The organism is Verrucomicrobiia bacterium, from assembly GCA_019634635.1.
Classification (GTDB): Bacteria; Verrucomicrobiota; Verrucomicrobiia; order Limisphaerales; family UBA9464; genus UBA9464.
This window is the reverse complement of record JAHCBB010000028.1, coordinates 1-17,306: the sequence shown is the minus strand read 5'-3', so window position 1 is coordinate 17,306 and position 17,306 is coordinate 1. Positions and strand designations below refer to the sequence as shown.

The window sequence follows — 17,306 nt, the reverse complement described above, 5'->3', positions numbered from 1 at the left end:
GGATGGGGCTACTCGGGGACGGGGGCGGGGGCGGGTTCGCGGCGGTTTTCCGGGGGCAGGACTTCAAGCAGGGCATTCGGGAGGCCGGGTCGTTTGCGGAGGGTGAACGCATCGTAGAGGCGGCCGGTGGCCGTGCGGGCCTGGTAGCGGAGTTCGTCGCCGTCCACGGTGATGACCTGGAACAGCTGGGTGTCCTCGGCACGGCGCACGGCCCAATCGGTGTGCTCCTGGGCGTACATTTTTGGGCCGCTGACGGAGACGACGTAGACGGTGCCGATGTCGGGATCCCAGGCCTGGCGGTAACCCTCGGGGACGTTTTGGGTGCCGACCATGGCGCGACCGGCGAGATCACCGGTGCGGGCATAGGTGTGGTCGTGGCCGTTGAGGACGAGATCCACACGGAACTCGTCGAGGACCGGCTTCCAGAGGGCGCGGAGGCGGGGATTGTCGCGATTGCGGGCGGGCGAAAAAATGGGGTGATGGAAGGTCACAATGGTCCAGCGATGGGGATTGCGCGCGAGGACCTCGCGCAGCCAGCCGACCTGGGATTCCTGAAGTTCGTTGGAGTTGAGGGAGACGATCCGTGTTCCCTGGTAGTCGAGGTAGTAGACGGATTCCTCGAGGCCAGCGGGTCCGTTGCCGGGCAGGGTGAACTGCGGGCGCCAGTGGGGGGCGAGGACACGCCGGGGCGGGACGGCGGGGCGATCATTGAGGGGGAACGACGCGAGCTTGCAGCCGAGGAGATTGGTCGGCGCATATCCGGTAAGGGCGTCCATGCCGGCATCCACGGCGACGAGGCGGTCCTCGGCGTCGAGTTCGGCGGAGGCGGTTCGACCGTCGGCGGCGGTGACCGCGAGGCGGAAACCGTTGGTGGCCCCGGCCTCACTGGTCAGCGGGGTGCGGTGGAGGGTGACCACCAGATTGGAACGGCCGCGGATGTCCCAGACCCGGACGTTGGGGTCGGCACCCTGGAGGGTGTAATACTCGTGGTTTCCGGGGGTGGGGATGACGGGGGTCATGGCATTGACCCAGGCAGGGGCGCCGAACCACTCGCCCCATTCGGCGTCGCGGGTGGGGACGTTGACGAGGTCGCCCGCATGGAGGGTGAAGGCGGCACGCGGGGCCTCACGGAGGGCCTCGCGGACGACGCGGGACCAGTGGGTGCGGATCTCGTTTTGGGCGTCGCCGAAGTAGATGAAGGCGAACGGGGCGGGTTCGGCGCGGGCGGTGCGGAAATGGAACCATTCGCTCCAGTTGACCGAGTCGCCGACGCGATAGGCATAGAGGGTGTCGGGATGCAGGCCATGGAAGTGAACATGGTGGTAATGGGCGGGACCGAGATCGGAGGCGAACGGTTCGGTGACGGCGGTCAATTCCTGTCCGGACTTCTGGGGGCTGTCCGTCGCGGGGGCAAGCTGGGCGACGGCGCGGACAACGGAGGCGTCGGTGCGCCAGGTGACCGCCTGCGTGGTGGCAGGGTCGCCCGCCCAGGTGAGGACGATGCGGTCGGGCATCGGGCTGGGTCGGTGGAGTTCCGCCTCCGGCACGGGGCGCGGGCGATGGCTGGCGTCGTCGTGGCACTGTGCGGAGAGGGCGAGGCAGGCGAGGAGCAGGAGTCGCACCGGCATGGGAATTTCAGCTTCCGCGAATGAGGGGTGCTGGCAAGACGTTCCAATTCAAATCCGGTGGACGTTTCGGTGACGGTGCCGTGCATCGTGGCAGCAAGGTCAGGTCTCCGATCCCCGGCGCTGTGACAGGAGGTTGTCCGCGGTGTACAGGGCGAGCGCGGCCCAGATGAACGCGAAGCCGGTGATCCGGGAACGGAAGAACGGCTCGTGGTACACCCAGACGCCAATGATGAGTTGCACGGTGGGTGCCAGGTATTGGAGCAGGCCAAGGGTCGAGAGGCGGATGCGGCGCGCGGCGTAGGCGAAGAGCAGCAGCGGAATCGCCGTAACGACTCCCGCGCTGAGGACCAGCACGTGGGTCCAGAAGTCCACGCGGCCGAGAGCCCCTTCACCGCGGTGGTGTTGCCAGAGCAGGAACCCGATCGCCAGGGGCGCCAGCAGCAGCATCTCGACGGCGAGTCCCGGGATCGCCCCAATCGGGGAGCGCTTTCGCAGAAGGCTGTAGCCGCCCCAGGTGCCGGCGATGACCAGGGCGATCCACGGCGGCCTGCCCGCCTGGACGATCAGCAGCAGGACGCCGATCGAGGCGATGGCGATGGCCGTCCATTGCGCCGGACGCAGGTGCTCCTTCAACACAAACCGGCCGGCGGCAACATTGACCAGGGGCACGAGGAAATACCCGAGGCTGGTCTCGACGATCTGGCCCCGGTTGACGCCCCACACGTAGACCGTCCAGTTGAGCGTCAGGAGCGTGGCGCTCAGGAAAAGCAGGGCCAGCGACCGATCCGGACGAAGAGCCTCCCTGAGCGGACGCAGCCGCCTTTCCATCCCCACGAGGATCAACAGCAGCAGGACCAGCGACCAGACGTGGCGATGGGCGATGAGTTCCACAGGGTGGATCCCGGAGAGCGGCTTCCAATACAGCGGCACCAGGCCCCACAGGAAATAGCAGACTCCGGCGGCCAGCGCGCCGAAGCGTGCCTGACGGCCGTGCGGATCAGGAATGGAACTCACCGGCGCACCCTCCGGAAGGAAGGAACCGCGTCAATGCCCGTCGGGAACCTCCAAGGAACCCGAACGGGGCAATCCGCGGTCCGGGTGGGAGCCCGCCCTACCCGGCATCTTCGGCGGCGATCTTTGACTTCGACTCGTACCGGGTGATGCCCTTGAGGAAGGTCAGTTCCACATCGCCCGTGGGGCCGTTCCGCTGCTTGGCAATCAGGAGGTTGACCGCGAGGCCATCGAGGCCGTCGTCCGGGGGATCCACACGGTCCTTCTCCCGGTCCTCGTCGTCGTCCGAACTGGGCCGGTACAGCAGGCCCACAACGTCGGCGTCCTGCTCGATGGAGCCGGATTCGCGCAGGTCGGAAAGCCGCGGCTTGCGGCTCTTGTCCTTTTCGAGCTCGCGGTTGAGCTGGGACAGCACGATGACCGGGACCTTGAGCTCCTTCGCCAGCGCCTTCACGCCGCTGGAAATGTCGGCGATCTCCTGCTGGCGGTTGTCCTGGGCCTTCCGCGAGTTCGAATGGAGCAGCTGGAGGTAGTCAATCACGAAGAGCCGGATCCCGTGCTGTTGCCACATGCGGCGGGCGCGCGCCCGGAGCTGGAGAATGGACAGCCCCGGGGTGTCATCAATGAACAGCGGTGCCTTGGCCATCTTCGCGGCCGCCGCGGTGATGCGCGGGAAGTCGCGTTCGCGCAGGAATCCCTCCCGGACCGCCCGGCTGTTGACCCGCGCCATCGAGCACAGCATGCGCACCACCAGCGAGTCCGCCGTCATCTCCAGGCTGAACACGCCCACCGGGAGCTGGGTGTTCACCGCGACGTGCTCGGCGATGTTCATTGCGAGGGAGGTCTTGCCCATGCTCGGCCGGCCCGCGATGACGATCATCTCGCCGCCATGCAACCCGTGGGTCATCTTGTCGAGATCCGCAAACCCCGAGGCCACGCCGCTGAGCTGCCCCTGGTTGGAGTGATAATCCTGGATCATCGTGATGGCACTGTTGACCAGGTCCTTGATGTTCCGGGAGGCCCCCTCCTCGCGATCCTCGCTGATCCGCAGGATGTCACGCTCCACTTCATCCAGCAGCTGGTCCACATCGCCCTCGTGCTCGTGGACGCGTCCGATCACGCCGCTGCAGGCCTGCAGCATCCGGCGCAGCAGGTGCTTCTCCAGCACGATGTCGAGGTAGTACTCGAGGTTGGCCGCGCTGGGGACGGCGTCCATGAGGCCCGACAGGTAGGCCAGGCCCCCGACCGCCTCGAGTTGCTGGAGGTCCTTCAGGCGCTGCTGGACGGTGATCAGGTCCACCGCCAGACGCGCGTCGTACATGCCCACGAGGTGCTCGAAGAGGCTCCGGTGGCGCAGGTCGTAGAAACACTCGCTCCCGGACTTCAGCTTCTCCACGCACTTGCCGATCGCCTCGGCCGGATCGAGGAACATGCAGCCCAGGACCCCCTGCTCCGCCTCGGTCGAGTGCGGCGGCAGCCGGTCCAGGGCGCCAGGTGGTGGGGCGACGGGACGGGTCCGGCGGGATTTTCGGAGGTCTGTCGCGGAGCTGCCGCCATGGCCGTCGGGAGCGTCTTGCACCGGAGCACTGTCCCGGCCTCCGGCCATGGCCTCAAGCCGTCTGTCGCCCGGCTTGTTCGCGGTCTGTTCCCAGCCTGTTCACATCCGGGACGGGACGGAACCGCGCCGGGCCGGTGCGCAAGTGTCCCGTGGACAGAATCCGCGCCCTCAAACCGCCGCGCCCCCGCAGCGCCGCACAGGCCCCGGGCCCAAACGCGAGGTCCATCCATGCGCAGGGACTGGCCTGTGCGGTCCCCTCGAACCGCACCCCCTGCAATTCGAAGGCAACGCCCACCAGCGCGACGAGGTCGAGTCCCCGGGTGATGACATTGCGGCGATAGACGGACAGGGAGCGGTCCGAGGGGCCCAGGGTCCGGACCAGGTGTTTGTGGCTTTCCTCGGCGAAGAAGGTCACCTGGCCCTTGTAGCCCGGTTTGAAATCGAGGAAGCGGTCGCCCTCCAATCCGCGGCCCTCCAGGCACCGGACCCGGGCGACCTCCAGCATGGGGTGGGTCCCCGGCGGGAGGCCGTGGTGTCCGAAGAAGTTGTGTCCCGGCGACACGTAGATCTGGAGGATGCGTGGAGCAGGGGGCGGCATTGGTGGGCACCCGGGCCGGGCCCGGGGACAGGGGCTCAGGGTGACGGCTTCGCCGCCCGCGCGGCGCGGGTGGCCGCCTGAAGCGTTTCGAGCTCGTCCTTCAGTTCGGAGCGGGTTTCGCTGTCCATGCGGTCAATGAACAGGATCCCATTGAGGTGGTCCGCCTCGTGCTGGATCGCCCGCGCCAGCAGGCCGCCGGCCCGAAAGGCGAACGGCTCGCCCCGTTCGTTCTGTGCGGACACGTCCACCACCCCCGGCCGCTCAATGTCGGCGTAGATCTCGGGGAAGCTCAGGCATCCCTCGGCGCCGCGCTCCGGAGGGCCGGCCGGGGTGACCACCGGGTTGATCAGCACCAGCGGCATGAAGGCCTCGACGTCGGCCGGCTGGCCGTCGAGCCAGAGTTGGGACGGACGCTGCTTGATGTCACGCACGTCGAGCACCGTGACCTGCAGGGCGTACCCGACCTGCTGGGCGGCCAGGCCGATGCCGTGGGCCTCCCTCATCGTCTCGAACATGCCGGCAATCAACCGTTGAAGTTCCGGGGTGATCGCCTCGATCCGTGCGCCCTTGCGCCTCAGGACAGGATCGCCGTAATGAACCACTGGAAACATGGCTGCGGGCCGGGAATCGGGGGTGGCGGTGCGCCCGCTCATCGCGCCGTTGTTTCCTCCCCGGGCCACTGCCGCATCAGCGCGACCACGTCGGCAACATGGGGGCTCTCCGCCGTCCGAACGTAGTGGCCGCTGGTGGAGACACCGCAGAGCAGGCTTTCGGCATTGGACAATCCCAGCAGCTTGCCGAGGCAGAAGCCGCTGTTGAAGTGGTCGCCGGCCCCGGTGGTGATCTTCGGCCGGACGCAGACCGGCCCGGCCACGACGTCGGCGCGCCCGTCTGAAACGGCGAGGGCATAGGCGGTGGGATGAACGACCAGTGTTTCCACCGGAACGCGCCGCGCAATTTCCACCGCCACGGCGGCGAGGGCCTCCGCGTCCTGAGGCGCTGCCTCCAGACCCAGCACCCGGGCCACCTCGCACGCCTCCTTCTCGTTCAGCCCGAGGATCACGTCGAACCGGGACTGGAACTTCGCGATGAGATCGAGCGCCCTCGAAATGTCGGTGGCGACCCGCTTCTCCGGGTCCGCCAGGTCGAAGAACATCCGGCGGCGCGGTCCGGAAATCCCGTCCATCAGCTCCGACTGGATCGCCGCCCAGATGTCGCTCATGTACGGCAGCATCGTCCAGTTGACGAACGCCACCAGATGGTCGGCTCGAAAGCGCGCGGCGAATTTTTCCGCACCGTACCGCTGGCGCAGATTTTCCCAGGTCACCTGCTTGAGGGTGTAATGCTTGCCGACGAGCAGCTTGCCATCCTCGAATTCCAGGGCGTCGGTGAGCCCGGGTTCGCAGATGGACGCCACGTCCGCGCGGCCGGCAAACGACTCGAACACCGGATGCATTGACGGCCAGCCCAGCGAGCCGACGTAGGTCACGTTCAGCCCGAAGCTCGCGAGTGCGTTGGCCATGATCGGTCCGTTGCCTCCAAGCTTGGTGAGCACATGGACCAGCTCAATGTTGGTGCTGCGCCCGGCGGCGGCGGCGAGGCGGCGCGCGTAGGCGGCAATGGTCGGGACGCGCTCGTAATGGTTGGCGTCCTGGCGCTTGTCCACCACGTGGAGGATTTCGTCCACAAAGCCGTCCAGACCCACAAAGGCACTGAGCTTCGGGACCCCGGCGGCGACGCTTTCGAGTCGCGCGGCGACCTGGCTGCGGAATTCCTGGGAATCAATCATGGGAAAGGGATGTGAAAGCGGCGCAAGAGGTGCCGGGGGTGCCGGTCAATCAACATTCACGTGCAGGGCCTCCAAGATCCGGGTCAGGTCCTCGTCGGAAGTGAAGCGGATCTCCACCGCACCCCGCCCGGCCCGGTACCGGAGCAGGACACGTGCGCCCAGGCGCTCCCGGAGGCGGTTCTCCAGGTCGGAAACATGGGGGTCGCGAACCGGCGGTGTGGTCGCCGCCTTCGACGCCGCGGTTTTCGGGCCGGCGATCATCCGCGCGACGAACTCCTCGGTCTGCCGGACGGTCAGGGCTTCGGCCTCGACCCGATGGGCCACGGTGAGCTGCTGGACGCCGTCCGACAGTCCCAGAATCACCTTGGCATGCCCGACGGAAAGCCGGCCCTCCCGCACGGCCTCCTGGACCGGCGCCGGAAGGCGCAGGAGCCTCAGGGCGTTGGCCACGGCGGCGCGGGAGCGTCCGACCTTTCGCGCGACGTCGTCCTGGGTCAGACCGAAGCGTGTGGCCAGCTCCTGGTATCCGAGAGCCTCCTCGATCGCGTTGAGATTTTCGCGCTGGAGATTCTCGATCAGCGCGAGTTCCAGCACCTCGCCGTCGGTGGCCTGGCGTTCGAGCACCGGGGCGTCGGTCAGTCCGGCAAGTTGCGCCGCCCGCCAGCGACGTTCGCCGGCAATCAATTCATAGGCCCCGTTCACCGCCCGGACCAGCAGCGGCTGCACGATCCCCTGCTCCCGGATGGAGTCCGCGAGTTCCTGGAGGGCGGCGGCGGGAAAGTCCTTGCGGGGCTGGAGGGGGCTGGGATGGATCTGGCCCAGGGGCACCCGGCGGACCGCGGGACCTGCCGCGGGATCCTGGACGGGCCGGGGTGCCGTGGGTTCCCGGGTGGCGGATGCCGGGGCGGCGCTGCCGGACAGCAGCGCTCCCAATCCCCTCCCGAGACCCGGTTTCGACATGCCGGCAACCTTAGGAAGCGCCGAAGGCTGAACGCAAAAGGGATTTTGGCGCTTCGGGGTTCCTGAACCCGCCGGCGTCGGAGCTCAATGCCCGGCGCGGAGCACCACCTCGCCCTTCAGGACCCGGTTGCAGCAGGTCAGGCGGAACTTTTCCGGGTCCTTGTTCCACTGGTCGAGCACGTCGAGCTCCTCGGGGGTTGGTTCGTTGATGTTCTCCATGCCGCTGACCACTTCGACCACGCAGGTGCCGCAGGAGCAGTTGAAGCAACCCGCCTCCATCTCCACTCCGGCGGCCTCGCCGGCTTCGATCAGGTTTTCGCCGTCCGCCACCTCGGCGGAGACATTGGCAGGAAGAATGGTGATTTTGGCCATGGAGCAATGTGCCGCCGGACGGTTCCGCGGCAGCCACAGGGTGCGACAGGCGGGGTCCGGTGTCCAATGGCCCTCGGCCCTCGGCTTTGGCCCACCGGGGACCACCTTTTGAACCTTCTCACACGACGGGCCCCGGCGAACACACGGTTCGTCGCCAGGGCCCGCCCTCCCCCCACACGGGGGGAAATCCGAACGGCCGGGGCGGGGTCGCGTGGACCCGGCGCCCCGGCACGGGGTGGCATTATTCGCGAAGCCGGAAGAACAACTCATCCGCATCGCTGTCCACACTCACTTTGAGAATCCCGTCGGTGGCGGTGACGGGAGCGGTCACTGGTGACCAGGGCCCGCCCGGGCTGGGGGCGGATTCGAGGGTTGCGGCCGCCGCGGTGGCGGGCCAGACGACGGTTGCTCCATCCGGGGTCGGCAGCGCCCAGAGCCGCACCTCGGGGAATCCATCGCCGGGCAAAAGGACCGAGTCCACGACATGGAGCACACCATTGCCGGCCTCGACATTCGCTGCCAGCACCACGGCCTGGTTCACCTGGACTCCGGCGGCGCCGACCACGACCTGCAGCGGGGCCCCCTGCAGGGTGGCCACGGGGCCGGTGGTGAGGTCGGCAGCGCGCAGGCGGGGTCCGGAGCGCACGTGATAGAGCAGGATGTGCCGCAGTCGGTCAGGGTCGGCGACCAGGGCCTCCACCGTTCCCGGTGGCAGCTTTTCGAAGGCGGCGTTGTTGGGCGCGAACACCGTGAATGGCCCGGGGCCGGAGAGCGTTTCGGCCAGGCCGGCCGCCTGCACGGCGGTCACCAGGGTCGAGAAATCGGGGTTGCCGGCGGCAATCTCGACCAGAGTCGGCGGGGGCAGGATGACCGAGTCGAGGACGTGGATCACCCCGTTCGAGGCCTCGACGTTCGTTGCGATGATGTCGGCGTCATCAATCCTTGGATCTCCCTCCTGAGTGATGGTGGCAGCCGCGCCTTGGGCGGTGATGACCGGGCCGGCAACGAGGTCGGTGCTGCGTACGCGTCCGGGCACCACGTGATACAGCAGGATGCTTCGCAACCGGACGGGGTCGGCGACCAGGGCCTCCACCGTTCCCGGTGGCAGCTTTTCAAAGGCGGCGTTGTTGGGCGCGAACACGGTGAACGGCCCCGGGCCGGAGAGCGTTTCGACCAGGCCGGCCGCCTGAACGGCGGTCACCAGGGTCGAGAAGTCGGGATTGCCGGCGGCAATCTCGACCAGAGTCGGCGGGGGCAGGATGACCGAGTCGAGGACGTGGATCACCCCGTTCGAGGCCTCGACGTTCGTTGCGATGATGTCGGCGTCATCAATCCTTGGACCTCCCTCCAGAGTGATGGTGGCGGCCGCGCCTTGGGCGGTGATGACCGGGCCGACAACGAGATCGGTGCTGCGTACGCGTCCGGGCACCACGTGATACAGCAGGATGCTTCGCAACCGGACGGGGTCGGCGACCAGGGCCTCCACCGTTCCCGGTGGCAGTTTTTCGAAGGCGGCGTTGTTGGGCGCGAATACCGTGAAGGGCCCCGGGCCGGAGAGCGTTTCGATCAGGCCGGCCGCTTGAACAGCTGTCACCAGTGTCGAGAAGTCGGGGTTGCTGGCGGCGGCCTCAACCAGCGTGGCCGCACGTGACTGGATCGGCAGGATGGGAATGAGGGCGAGGCACACGAGCCCACGCAGGGTGGTACGGAGGACTCGGAGCAGTGGATTGCTTTGTATCATGGGAATTTGACTGCGGAATGTTTCGGGATCGGCTGCATCCGCCCGCAGCGGCTCCACCCGGAGCCGGCGTCACGAATGCGAAGGTCAAAAGGCATGGAAAGAGCGTGATGAAGCGGCAGGCTTCATTTTCGGTGCAGGTGGTGATTCCGGGATGCGCTTTGGCGCGAAGACGCAGTTCCGGGTGACCGGTCAGAGCGCGCCGCTAATCCGGCTGGCGCTTGAATGGATTTCTGCGGGACATCGGGCGGAAGCGTTCAGGTTCAGACGCAGCGGTTTCGAAACGACGGGCGGGAAAGGATCCAGGCGGAGAGGACCGCGCCGGCCGCGAGGACGGGTAGAAGCCAGACGCCATGGGGAACCGGCATCGGCATGACGAAGGCGACCGCACCTTTCACGAGGAGTACCCCCGCCATCATCACCGAACCCACCAGGGCAAACCGTCGGGCAGTTTCGCACAGACGCAGCAGCCCGACACCGATCGCCGTCCCGAAAAGGCCGAGGAACAAACACAGGGCGACGGAGGCATAGCTGGGATCTTCATGGGTGCAGATGCGGCCCAGCCACAGCAGCGAGAAGGACGTCCATCCCGCAAACAACAACTTGCTTTGCAGCGGAATCCGGGCGCTTCCCCAGATCGGATCCCGGAGTGCCTGGCGGCTGGCCGCGGCAATCTCCGCAGGACTGCCCAGCTGGGCGAGCGCCCGACTGCGGGCCTCCTGTTCGGGAATTCCGCCGGCGACCAGCCGCGAAATCTCTTCCGTCAAATGGTCCTCCAGCTCCACCGCCAGACTGCGGGGAAGCCGGGACAGCTCATGGGAGAGGTCGGAGGACGTTTTCATGCGCCTTGAGCCTCCCAAACCTTGGCGAGAACCAGGTTCATCACGCTCCATTGGCGGCGTTCCTCCTCAAGGACATCCCTGGCCGCTGGCTTCATTCGGTAGTATCGCCGTTTGCGTCCGGATTCGGACTCCCCCCATCGCGCCTCGATCAGGCCCTGAGCCTCCAATCGGTGGAGGATCGGATAGAGCATCCCGTCGGTCCACTGCACCTCGCCATCGGACAGCTCTCGAACGCGTTGGATGATCGCGTACCCGTAACTTTCGCCCTCCCGCAGCAGGGACAGAACGATCGGGGTCGCACTGGCGGCGATCAGATCCTTGTTGATCTTCATTCCACCCCACGATGCATTGGAATTCTATGTATGCAACGGCCTCCGGGAATTTTTCCCGGAATTCCCCCGCGCAAGGGGTGGCTGTGCCGACCTGCGGCCTGCCCCAGTGCGTTCGGGTCAGCGCAGGCTTTCGAGGTAGGCGAGGAGGTCCGCCCAGTCCGTCGGGGACAGTCCGGCAGCGAGCCCTTCGGGCATGAGGGACTGGCCGCTCGTGAGACGTTCCCGGATGTCCGTCCTCGGCACGCGATGGTCCTGCCCGGCGGCGTCCCGGACGGTGACCGCGTCGGCTTCTTCCACCCGCATCAGGCCATGGACCAGGTCGCCGGAGGCGAGCTCAAGCGTCGTTTGCTGGTAGCCTTCACGGACGCTTTGCGAGGGAAACAGGATCGCCTCGGCAAGCGCCATGCGGTCGAACTGGGTTCCGGCATGCGTGAGGTCGGGTCCCAATTCACTTCCCTCGGAACCCACCCGGTGGCAGCGCGAACACGCCGGGCCCTGGGGCGAAAAGAACAGGTCGCGCCCCCGCAATTCATTGCCTCCGGACTGGCTGGCCGCCGCCAGGTAGTCCGCCTCCGACCAGCCACTGCCCGGATCAAACAGGCCGCTGGATTGCGCCGGCGGATGGCCCGCGAAAATGAGGCGCAACTGGGCCTGCGCGGCGGACGACAGCCCGTCCAGTCGGGACAACACCACAGGCCAGGTGGCATCGCGAAGCTGGCCAAGCGCCGCGCGACACTGCTCCCGAATTTGCGCCTCGGGCAGTTCCAGCCCGTCGAGGTACAGCGCAATGGCATCCGGCTGCGGCCGCCGCGCCAGCGCCCCAATCGCATCCCCACGCCACCGCCCCTCCTCCGCCGCCGCAAACAGCACGGCCCGCGCCTCCCGAGAGGGCACGCCGCCCAGCGCGGTCAGCGCGGAGCGGACGGTGTCGGGCGGACCGGTCCGCACGGTGCGTTCGAGGGCCGCGACCGCGAGCGGCGTTCCCAGGCGTCCGAGCGCTGACACCGCAGCGGACCGCACCGCGGGGTCGGGATGGGTCGAACAGGCGGCAACCGCGGGAACCAGGGATCGGCCGCCCGCATCGCCCGTCGTCCGGCAGGCGGCGATCAGCACTGCCGGATCCCGGGGTTGCGTCCGCCAGAAGGCCTCCAGTGCTGTCTCGACGTCCGGAGCGGCGGGGGATTGCCGGAGGACCTCCAGCGCCAACACCTGGACTTCAGGATCCGGGGTTCTCAGCAACTCGGCGGCGAAGAAGTCACGGGCCCGCTCGTCACCCAGCCGGGAACGGGCCCGAACCACGGCACGCCGTTCCGATGCATCGGTTGTCTTCCCCGCCAGCGCCTCCAACAGGTCCGCCGCCGCCTCGACCCGGGCATCGCCAACGGCCAGGAGCGCGGCGGAGCGGACCGGCTCACTGGAAGATCGCAGTGCGTTCAAGAGCGCCTCCTCGGCGACGGCCGTTCCGGCCCAGCGCCCGGTCCTCGCCGGTGGCGCCGCGCTGGCCGGGTGATAGGCCCACCATTCGCCCTGCCACGGAGGCGGCTGCCGGTGCAGGGCCCCCAACAGTGCAACGGCCTCCGCTGCTTCCGCGCCTCCCGAGCCCGCATGCTTCGTCAGCGCCATCACCAGGGGCATCTCCCAGGTCTCCCGCAGGGCGTGCCGGGTCCCGGATCGAACCCGCGGGTTCGGGTCCGCAAGGCCCGGAACCACCAGATCCCAGGTCTCGCCATGCCGTCGCCCGATCCGGTTGAGCGCCGTGAACGCGGCGAATCGAACCCAGTCATCCGCATCGCCAAGCCGCTCGCGAAGTGCCGGGATCGCCTTGGGATCCGCGATCCGACCGAGGGCGGTCGCCGCACGAAAGCGTCGCGTCGGATCCGGATCCTCCACGGCCTTCAGCACTTCGGGGGGCGCGGGCGCCGCAGCGCGTTCGCCCAACGCCCGAAGCGCCTGGCGGGCGACCCGCGCATCCGGCGAGGCGACGGCGGCGGCGACGACGGTCGTGAGCCCGTCCGGGCCCGTCTCCCCGGCCGCCGTGAGTGCCCACAGCGCGTGAATGCGTGCCCGCCATGGGGCGGCTTCGTTTTTGAGCGTGGATTGAAGCGCCGGCCCGGCCGAAGGACGCCGCGAAAGCTCCCGCTGCGCCGTGTCTCTCACGGCCCTCGAGGGATGGTCCAAGGCCGCGAGCAGTGCCTCATCCGGGGCTGTAAACGGACGCCCGGAGGCGGCGTCCTCCCACCAGTCGGGACGCTCCGGCGCCCGGGCACCGTCGGGAGTCAGGCGCCACAGCCGTCCCACCGTCACCGGCGCCTTGCTGTCCCGATGCTGCCAGTCGCAGACCAGCAGTCCGGTGCCATCCGCAGTCTGGCAGAGGCCCACGGGGCGGAAATCCGCCGGCGGATCGGGGATGAGATCTTCACGCTCCGCGAGCCGGAACGTGGCCCCATCGCGCTCGAGACGCACGCGCAGCACCTGTCGCTTCCCGAAGTCGGCAAGGTACAATTGTCCTGCGAGTTCCGGCGGCCACGCGCCACCATCATCCACCAGCGCCCCGGTTGCGGCACCGCCGCCAAGATCCGCAAGACACCAGAGCGCATGGTCCCGACGCGGGATGAATTCATGCGGCCACCCGTAAAACCCGCCGTCCACCATGTGGGCAATCCGGGACATCCACTGGTGTTCGTCCGTGTTGTCGTAGGTGAAGAGGTCGTCCTCATCGGTGCGGGCCACATCCAGAATGTTGCGGACCCCATGACTGAAGGCTTCGAGCCCGGTTCCGTCGGGGCGGATGCGAAACACCCCGCCGCGCATGGACAACTCCCGCCCGTCGCTTCCGCGCGCCTGGAAAAGCCCCTTGTCCCCGGTCGCGACGTAGAAATAGCCGTCCAGACCCAGCCGGAAATTCGCCGGCACATGATCGTTCCAGTCCAACGCCCAGGGCTCCGGATTGGTGCCGGGGATCAGGTCGTCCCGTGGTTCTCCATGGTCGCCGCGGTCTGCAAAGACGGAGAACCGGGGATTGTGCAACACGTACAGCCGGCCCTCAAGGTACTGCATTCCGAACACGGCGTGGAGTCCCTCCGCATACACGGTCAGGCGACCATCGGCATGCCGGCACAGGATCCGCCCCTCGCGGGCGTCCGCCCGCTCGCTTCGGATGTCCATCGGATCCTCGGCGACGAAGATCCGCCCATCGGGCGCCGTGCAGACGACGCTCGGATGCGCCAGCTCCGGTGCGGACAGCAACGGCTCGGCCTTCCACCCGCTGCGGGGCCGGAGTGGGTCGTCCCCAACGAGCCGTCCACCGAACACCACCAGGGTCGCAACGACCACGTGAAGCTTCAGGAGACGCACCATGGGGAAGCCTCGTCCAGGAGAGTCAGGCGTCCAACCGGGCTACCACCCTCCGGCGAACACCGGGTGGAAGCGTGCCTCCTCCAGAACGCGCGCGACGGCATCGCGGTTGCCGCCCTGAATCTCGATCTGGCCGTTCTTCATGGTGCCCCCTGTGCCGCAGGCCTTGCGCATGGCATGGGCGAGCGCCTCCTTTTCCGCGCCACTGATGCCCGCAAAGCCCCGGATCACCATGACCGTCTTGCCGCCGCGACCGGCCCGCTGACGGATGATGTCCACGCGTCCCCGGTGGCGTGCGCCCTTCAGCGCCGGTCTTTCCGTGGCCGGGACGTCCGTCGGCCCGGTGGACGCCGGGACGTCGGGCAATCCCGCGGCGGTGAGCGCTTCAAATGGGTTGTGGCCAAAGGCCGGACCGCCGTCGGTGCGGATGCGTTTTCCGTCGCTCATGCTGTCAGGGGGGCTTGATAGCCGGTCCCGGCGGCTTCGGCCAGTCTCCCGTGCTCCGCGGAACGACGCGCAACGCAGGTTGAAGGGATGGGGCGGTCCGCGGTAGTGTCGGCCAGTCGCGATCATGAAATCCATTTCCTCACTGGGTTCGGCCGCCCTGCTGGCCGCGGGAATCGGCTGGCAACCCGTTCAGGGGGCCGATGCCGCCACCGCCGCCGTGATGCGCTCAAAGCTCGCAGCGGCCCAAAGGATCCTGGGCGGTCTGGCCGTGGCCGATTTCCCTCAAGTTGAGACCAACGCCACGACGCTTGTGACGCTGAGCGGACAGCGCGGCTGGGCCGCCTTGCAAACGCCCGACTACGAGCTGTTCTCCACCCAGTTTCGGCTGGCCTCCGAATCCCTGGTCAAGGCGGCGAAAGTCCGCGACGTGGATGCCGCCACGCTCGCCTACTCTGACCTGACGATCAGCTGCGTCGCCTGTCACAAGTACCTCCGGCAGGTTCCCAAATCCGCAAAACCCTGAACCACCGGGCCTCCCGACGGATTACAGGAGCGAATCCGCAAGGCGGGCGATGTTCTGGGCCGCGCGCTGGCGGAACGGACGCCGGGCCCACGCCGCGGCGTCCAGGAGATCGCTGTCGGCAAAGTGGCGCTGATTGATGCGGTCCAGCTGCGCCGCCACCGCCGGGTCGGAAACCATCAGGCTCGCCTCCGCGTTCAGCGCGAAGGACCGGATGTCAATGTTGCTCGACCCGACGATGGCCAGGTCGTCGTCCACCAGCACGCTCTTGGCGTGCAGGAACCGCGGACGATACAGATGGATCTTCACGCCGGCTTCCAGCAGTTCGTCATAGAACGAGCGTTGTGCGAGGATGGTGAAGAGCTGGTTCGAGTGCCGGGACAAGACCACCCGGACGTCCACGCCGCGCTCGACGGCGGTCCGGACGGCGGAAAGGAAGGGCTCGTCGGGGACAAAATACGGGGTCGTGATGTGGACGCGCCGCCGGGCCTGGTGGATCAGGGAGACCAGAAGCGTGGCGAAGGTCTGCTGACGATAGCCGGGGGAGCTCGGGACCAGTTGGGCGTGGGATGATCCCGCCGGGGCGAGCCCTTCAAATCCGGGAAGGACGTCGAGGTCGCCTGACACTTCCTGATGCCAGTCGGACACGAAGACCGCTTCGAGTGCGGTGACCACCGGCCCCTGCACCCGGGCTACAAGTTCCTCATTGGGATGCCCGGGCACGAAGTTTGGGGCGACCACGTTCTGGGATCCGATGTATCCGATCCGTCCGTCCACGACCGCGATCTTTCGATGATTGCGGATGTCCGCCCTCGCGCCCCGGTGATGAAAGAACCGGACGGGCAACAATTCCGTGACGGTGATGCCCCGGTCGCGGAGCCGGGGCGCCAGGGATTTCAGGGCGGCCTTCGAGCCGACACCGTCCAGAAGCATCCGGCACGACACCCCGCGGTCGGCGGCACGCTCCAGAGCCCGGGTGACGATCGCGGCCACGGAATCGTCGCCGTAGATGTAATACAGCAGGTGAATGCGGTCGCGGGCGGCATCCATGTCGGCGGCCAGCCGTTCGAGCGAGCCCACATAGTCCCCCAGCAACTCGATCTGGTTCCCCGCCAGCATGGGAAAGGCGGTCAGGTTTTCCGCGAGCCGGGCGGCGTCGGCAGACTGGGGAGGCAGGGCTTCGGGCGGGGTGCGGATCCCCGGAGGCAGTTGCCGGGCGGCCTCCCGGACGCGCCCGGACAATTCCTCCAGCAACCGGCGCCGGCGTTTGGGCAGGTGCAGCCGGCCCAGCACGAGGTAGAGCGCCAGGCCGCCCCAAGGAAAAAAGAAGATCAACAGGAGCCAGGTCCGCGCCGCCGCCGGGGTCCGTCGCTGCGGCACGTAGCCGAGCATCGCGATCCGGATCACCCACTCGGAGATCGAATACACCAGCCCCCAGTGAGCCCAGGCTGCGGTGGCACTGGCGGCGGAATTCACAGGGATTGCGCCACCGTATCAACGACTCGCCGGCGGAGTCCCGGACGGCGGCGCAAGATCGGCGAGCGGCACGAACTTCAGGGCGTACCCGTTGATGCAGTACCGGAGGCCGGTCGGCTTCGGACCGTCATCGAACACATGGCCCAGATGTCCCGCACACCGCGCGCAGTGCACCTCCGTGCGCTTCATGAAGAGGCGGCGATCCTCGGAGGTGCCGACATGGGACGGAGCCGCCGGCGCCCAGAAACTGGGCCACCCGGTGCCCGAGTCGAACTTGGTGTCCGAGGCGAACAGGTCGAGTCCGCACCCCGCACAGCGGTACATCCCGGCGGCATGGTTGTCCCAGAACGGCCCGGTGAACGCCCGTTCTGTGCCGTGGCTCCGGAGGATCCGGAACTGCTCCGGCGTCAGCTCCTTTTTCCATTCGGCATCGGTTTTGACGATGGTGTTGGTTCCGTTCCAAGGAACGACCGGAACGGGTCCGGCGCCCGCCTTGTCCGGTACGGTGTCCGCCGCCCGGAGGGCGCCGACGAAGAGTCCTGCCGCAGCAATGCCGCCGTACAGGAAGGGTTGGATCAGGCGAAGCGTTGCGTTCATTGGTCGTCCTGGCCGGCCCTCCGCGGTGCCGGTCACACGGGTGTTGTAGCATGGGGCCGAAGAGCAGGCCAGTCCTGCCCGCCA

At 67.8% G+C, this 17,306-nt stretch carries 16 protein-coding genes; 1 reads left to right on the top strand and 15 read right to left on the bottom strand.

The window, feature by feature from the left end; all coding sequences use genetic code 11:
- Positions 1–8: 8 nt before the first annotated feature.
- The 13 genes from KF791_16015 to KF791_15955 form a co-directional block, all read right to left on the bottom strand.
- On the bottom strand, positions 9–1,019 hold the full coding sequence (locus KF791_16015) for a metallophosphoesterase (GenBank protein MBX3734082.1): 1,011 nt from the start codon (positions 1,017–1,019) through the stop codon (positions 9–11).
- Between the two features lie 708 nt (positions 1,020–1,727).
- A complete protein-coding gene (gene rarD / locus KF791_16010; GenBank protein ID MBX3734081.1) occupies positions 1,728–2,633 on the bottom strand; it encodes an EamA family transporter RarD in 906 nt (301 codons plus the stop codon).
- A gap of 106 nt (positions 2,634–2,739) precedes the next feature.
- Positions 2,740–4,245 (bottom strand): replicative DNA helicase, encoded by a 1,506-nt coding sequence (gene dnaB, locus KF791_16005; GenBank protein MBX3734080.1) that lies wholly within the window; start codon positions 4,243–4,245, stop codon positions 2,740–2,742.
- Between the two features lie 4 nt (positions 4,246–4,249).
- Positions 4,250–4,795, bottom strand: coding sequence for a molybdenum cofactor biosysynthesis protein (locus tag KF791_16000; protein ID MBX3734079.1), 546 nt, complete (start codon positions 4,793–4,795; stop codon positions 4,250–4,252).
- Between the two features lie 35 nt (positions 4,796–4,830).
- Entirely contained in the window at positions 4,831–5,406 is a 576-nt protein-coding gene (gene def / locus KF791_15995) for a peptide deformylase (protein MBX3734078.1), read from the bottom strand.
- Positions 5,407–5,444: 38 nt separating this feature from the next.
- The gene (locus tag KF791_15990) at positions 5,445–6,584 is read right to left on the bottom strand and encodes a hypothetical protein (protein MBX3734077.1); all 1,140 of its coding nucleotides are present in this window, start codon (positions 6,582–6,584) and stop codon (positions 5,445–5,447) included.
- A 45-nt stretch (positions 6,585–6,629) separates the two neighbouring features.
- Positions 6,630–7,544, bottom strand: a complete 915-nt coding sequence (locus KF791_15985) for a ParB/RepB/Spo0J family partition protein (GenBank protein ID MBX3734076.1) — start codon at positions 7,542–7,544, stop codon at positions 6,630–6,632.
- Between the two features lie 84 nt (positions 7,545–7,628).
- Positions 7,629–7,916, bottom strand: coding sequence for a (2Fe-2S)-binding protein (locus tag KF791_15980; protein MBX3734075.1), 288 nt, complete (start codon positions 7,914–7,916; stop codon positions 7,629–7,631).
- A gap of 241 nt (positions 7,917–8,157) precedes the next feature.
- On the bottom strand, positions 8,158–9,657 hold the full coding sequence (locus tag KF791_15975) for a fasciclin domain-containing protein (protein ID MBX3734074.1): 1,500 nt from the start codon (positions 9,655–9,657) through the stop codon (positions 8,158–8,160).
- 260 nt (positions 9,658–9,917) lie between these two features.
- Complete coding sequence (locus KF791_15970) at positions 9,918–10,496, bottom strand: hypothetical protein (protein ID MBX3734073.1); 579 nt, start codon at positions 10,494–10,496, stop codon at positions 9,918–9,920.
- Positions 10,493–10,828, bottom strand: a complete 336-nt coding sequence (locus KF791_15965; protein ID MBX3734072.1) for a helix-turn-helix transcriptional regulator — start codon at positions 10,826–10,828, stop codon at positions 10,493–10,495. The genes KF791_15970 and KF791_15965 overlap by 4 nt, the downstream gene beginning before the upstream one ends.
- Positions 10,829–10,945: 117 nt before the next feature.
- Positions 10,946–14,185 carry a HEAT repeat domain-containing protein gene (locus KF791_15960; GenBank protein MBX3734071.1) on the bottom strand — a complete coding sequence of 1,080 codons (3,240 nt, stop codon included), beginning with the start codon at positions 14,183–14,185 and terminating at the stop codon, positions 10,946–10,948.
- Positions 14,186–14,224: 39 nt separating this feature from the next.
- Complete coding sequence (locus KF791_15955; GenBank protein MBX3734070.1) at positions 14,225–14,629, bottom strand: translation initiation factor; 405 nt, start codon at positions 14,627–14,629, stop codon at positions 14,225–14,227.
- Positions 14,630–14,753: 124 nt separating this feature from the next.
- Here KF791_15955 and KF791_15950 point away from each other — a divergent pair, with 124 nt between their 5' ends.
- Positions 14,754–15,152, top strand: coding sequence for a hypothetical protein (locus tag KF791_15950; GenBank protein MBX3734069.1), 399 nt, complete (start codon positions 14,754–14,756; stop codon positions 15,150–15,152).
- A gap of 21 nt (positions 15,153–15,173) precedes the next feature.
- Here the strand turns inward: KF791_15950 and cls are convergent, their stop codons facing one another.
- Positions 15,174–16,541 (bottom strand): cardiolipin synthase, encoded by a 1,368-nt coding sequence (gene cls / locus KF791_15945; protein MBX3734068.1) that lies wholly within the window; start codon positions 16,539–16,541, stop codon positions 15,174–15,176.
- 102 nt (positions 16,542–16,643) lie between these two features.
- Positions 16,644–17,222, bottom strand: a complete 579-nt coding sequence (msrB, locus tag KF791_15940) for a peptide-methionine (R)-S-oxide reductase MsrB (protein MBX3734067.1) — start codon at positions 17,220–17,222, stop codon at positions 16,644–16,646.
- Positions 17,223–17,306 lie beyond the last annotated feature (84 nt).

What these genes read in the sequence shown, in the direction of transcription:
- dnaB (MBX3734080.1), bottom strand. Translation starts at nt 4,245, where the DNA reads ATGGCCGGAGGCCGGGACAGTGCTCCGGTGCAAGACGCTCCCGACGGC.
- KF791_15990 (MBX3734077.1), bottom strand. Translation starts at nt 6,584, where the DNA reads ATGATTGATTCCCAGGAATTCCGCAGCCAGGTCGCCGCGCGACTCGAA.
- def (MBX3734078.1), bottom strand. Translation starts at nt 5,406, where the DNA reads ATGTTTCCAGTGGTTCATTACGGCGATCCTGTCCTGAGGCGCAAGGGC.
- KF791_15955 (MBX3734070.1), bottom strand. Translation starts at nt 14,629, where the DNA reads ATGAGCGACGGAAAACGCATCCGCACCGACGGCGGTCCGGCCTTTGGC.
- KF791_15980 (MBX3734075.1), bottom strand. Translation starts at nt 7,916, where the DNA reads ATGGCCAAAATCACCATTCTTCCTGCCAATGTCTCCGCCGAGGTGGCG.
- KF791_15950 (MBX3734069.1), top strand. Translation starts at nt 14,754, where the DNA reads ATGAAATCCATTTCCTCACTGGGTTCGGCCGCCCTGCTGGCCGCGGGA.
- KF791_15965 (MBX3734072.1), bottom strand. Translation starts at nt 10,828, where the DNA reads ATGAAGATCAACAAGGATCTGATCGCCGCCAGTGCGACCCCGATCGTT.
- KF791_15975 (MBX3734074.1), bottom strand. Translation starts at nt 9,657, where the DNA reads ATGATACAAAGCAATCCACTGCTCCGAGTCCTCCGTACCACCCTGCGT.
- msrB (MBX3734067.1), bottom strand. Translation starts at nt 17,222, where the DNA reads ATGAACGCAACGCTTCGCCTGATCCAACCCTTCCTGTACGGCGGCATT.
- KF791_15970 (MBX3734073.1), bottom strand. Translation starts at nt 10,496, where the DNA reads ATGAAAACGTCCTCCGACCTCTCCCATGAGCTGTCCCGGCTTCCCCGC.
- KF791_16015 (MBX3734082.1), bottom strand. Translation starts at nt 1,019, where the DNA reads ATGACCCCCGTCATCCCCACCCCCGGAAACCACGAGTATTACACCCTC.
- KF791_15985 (MBX3734076.1), bottom strand. Translation starts at nt 7,544, where the DNA reads ATGTCGAAACCGGGTCTCGGGAGGGGATTGGGAGCGCTGCTGTCCGGC.
- KF791_16000 (MBX3734079.1), bottom strand. Translation starts at nt 4,795, where the DNA reads ATGCCGCCCCCTGCTCCACGCATCCTCCAGATCTACGTGTCGCCGGGA.
- KF791_15960 (MBX3734071.1), bottom strand. Translation starts at nt 14,185, where the DNA reads ATGGTGCGTCTCCTGAAGCTTCACGTGGTCGTTGCGACCCTGGTGGTG.
- cls (MBX3734068.1), bottom strand. Translation starts at nt 16,541, where the DNA reads ATGCTCGGCTACGTGCCGCAGCGACGGACCCCGGCGGCGGCGCGGACC.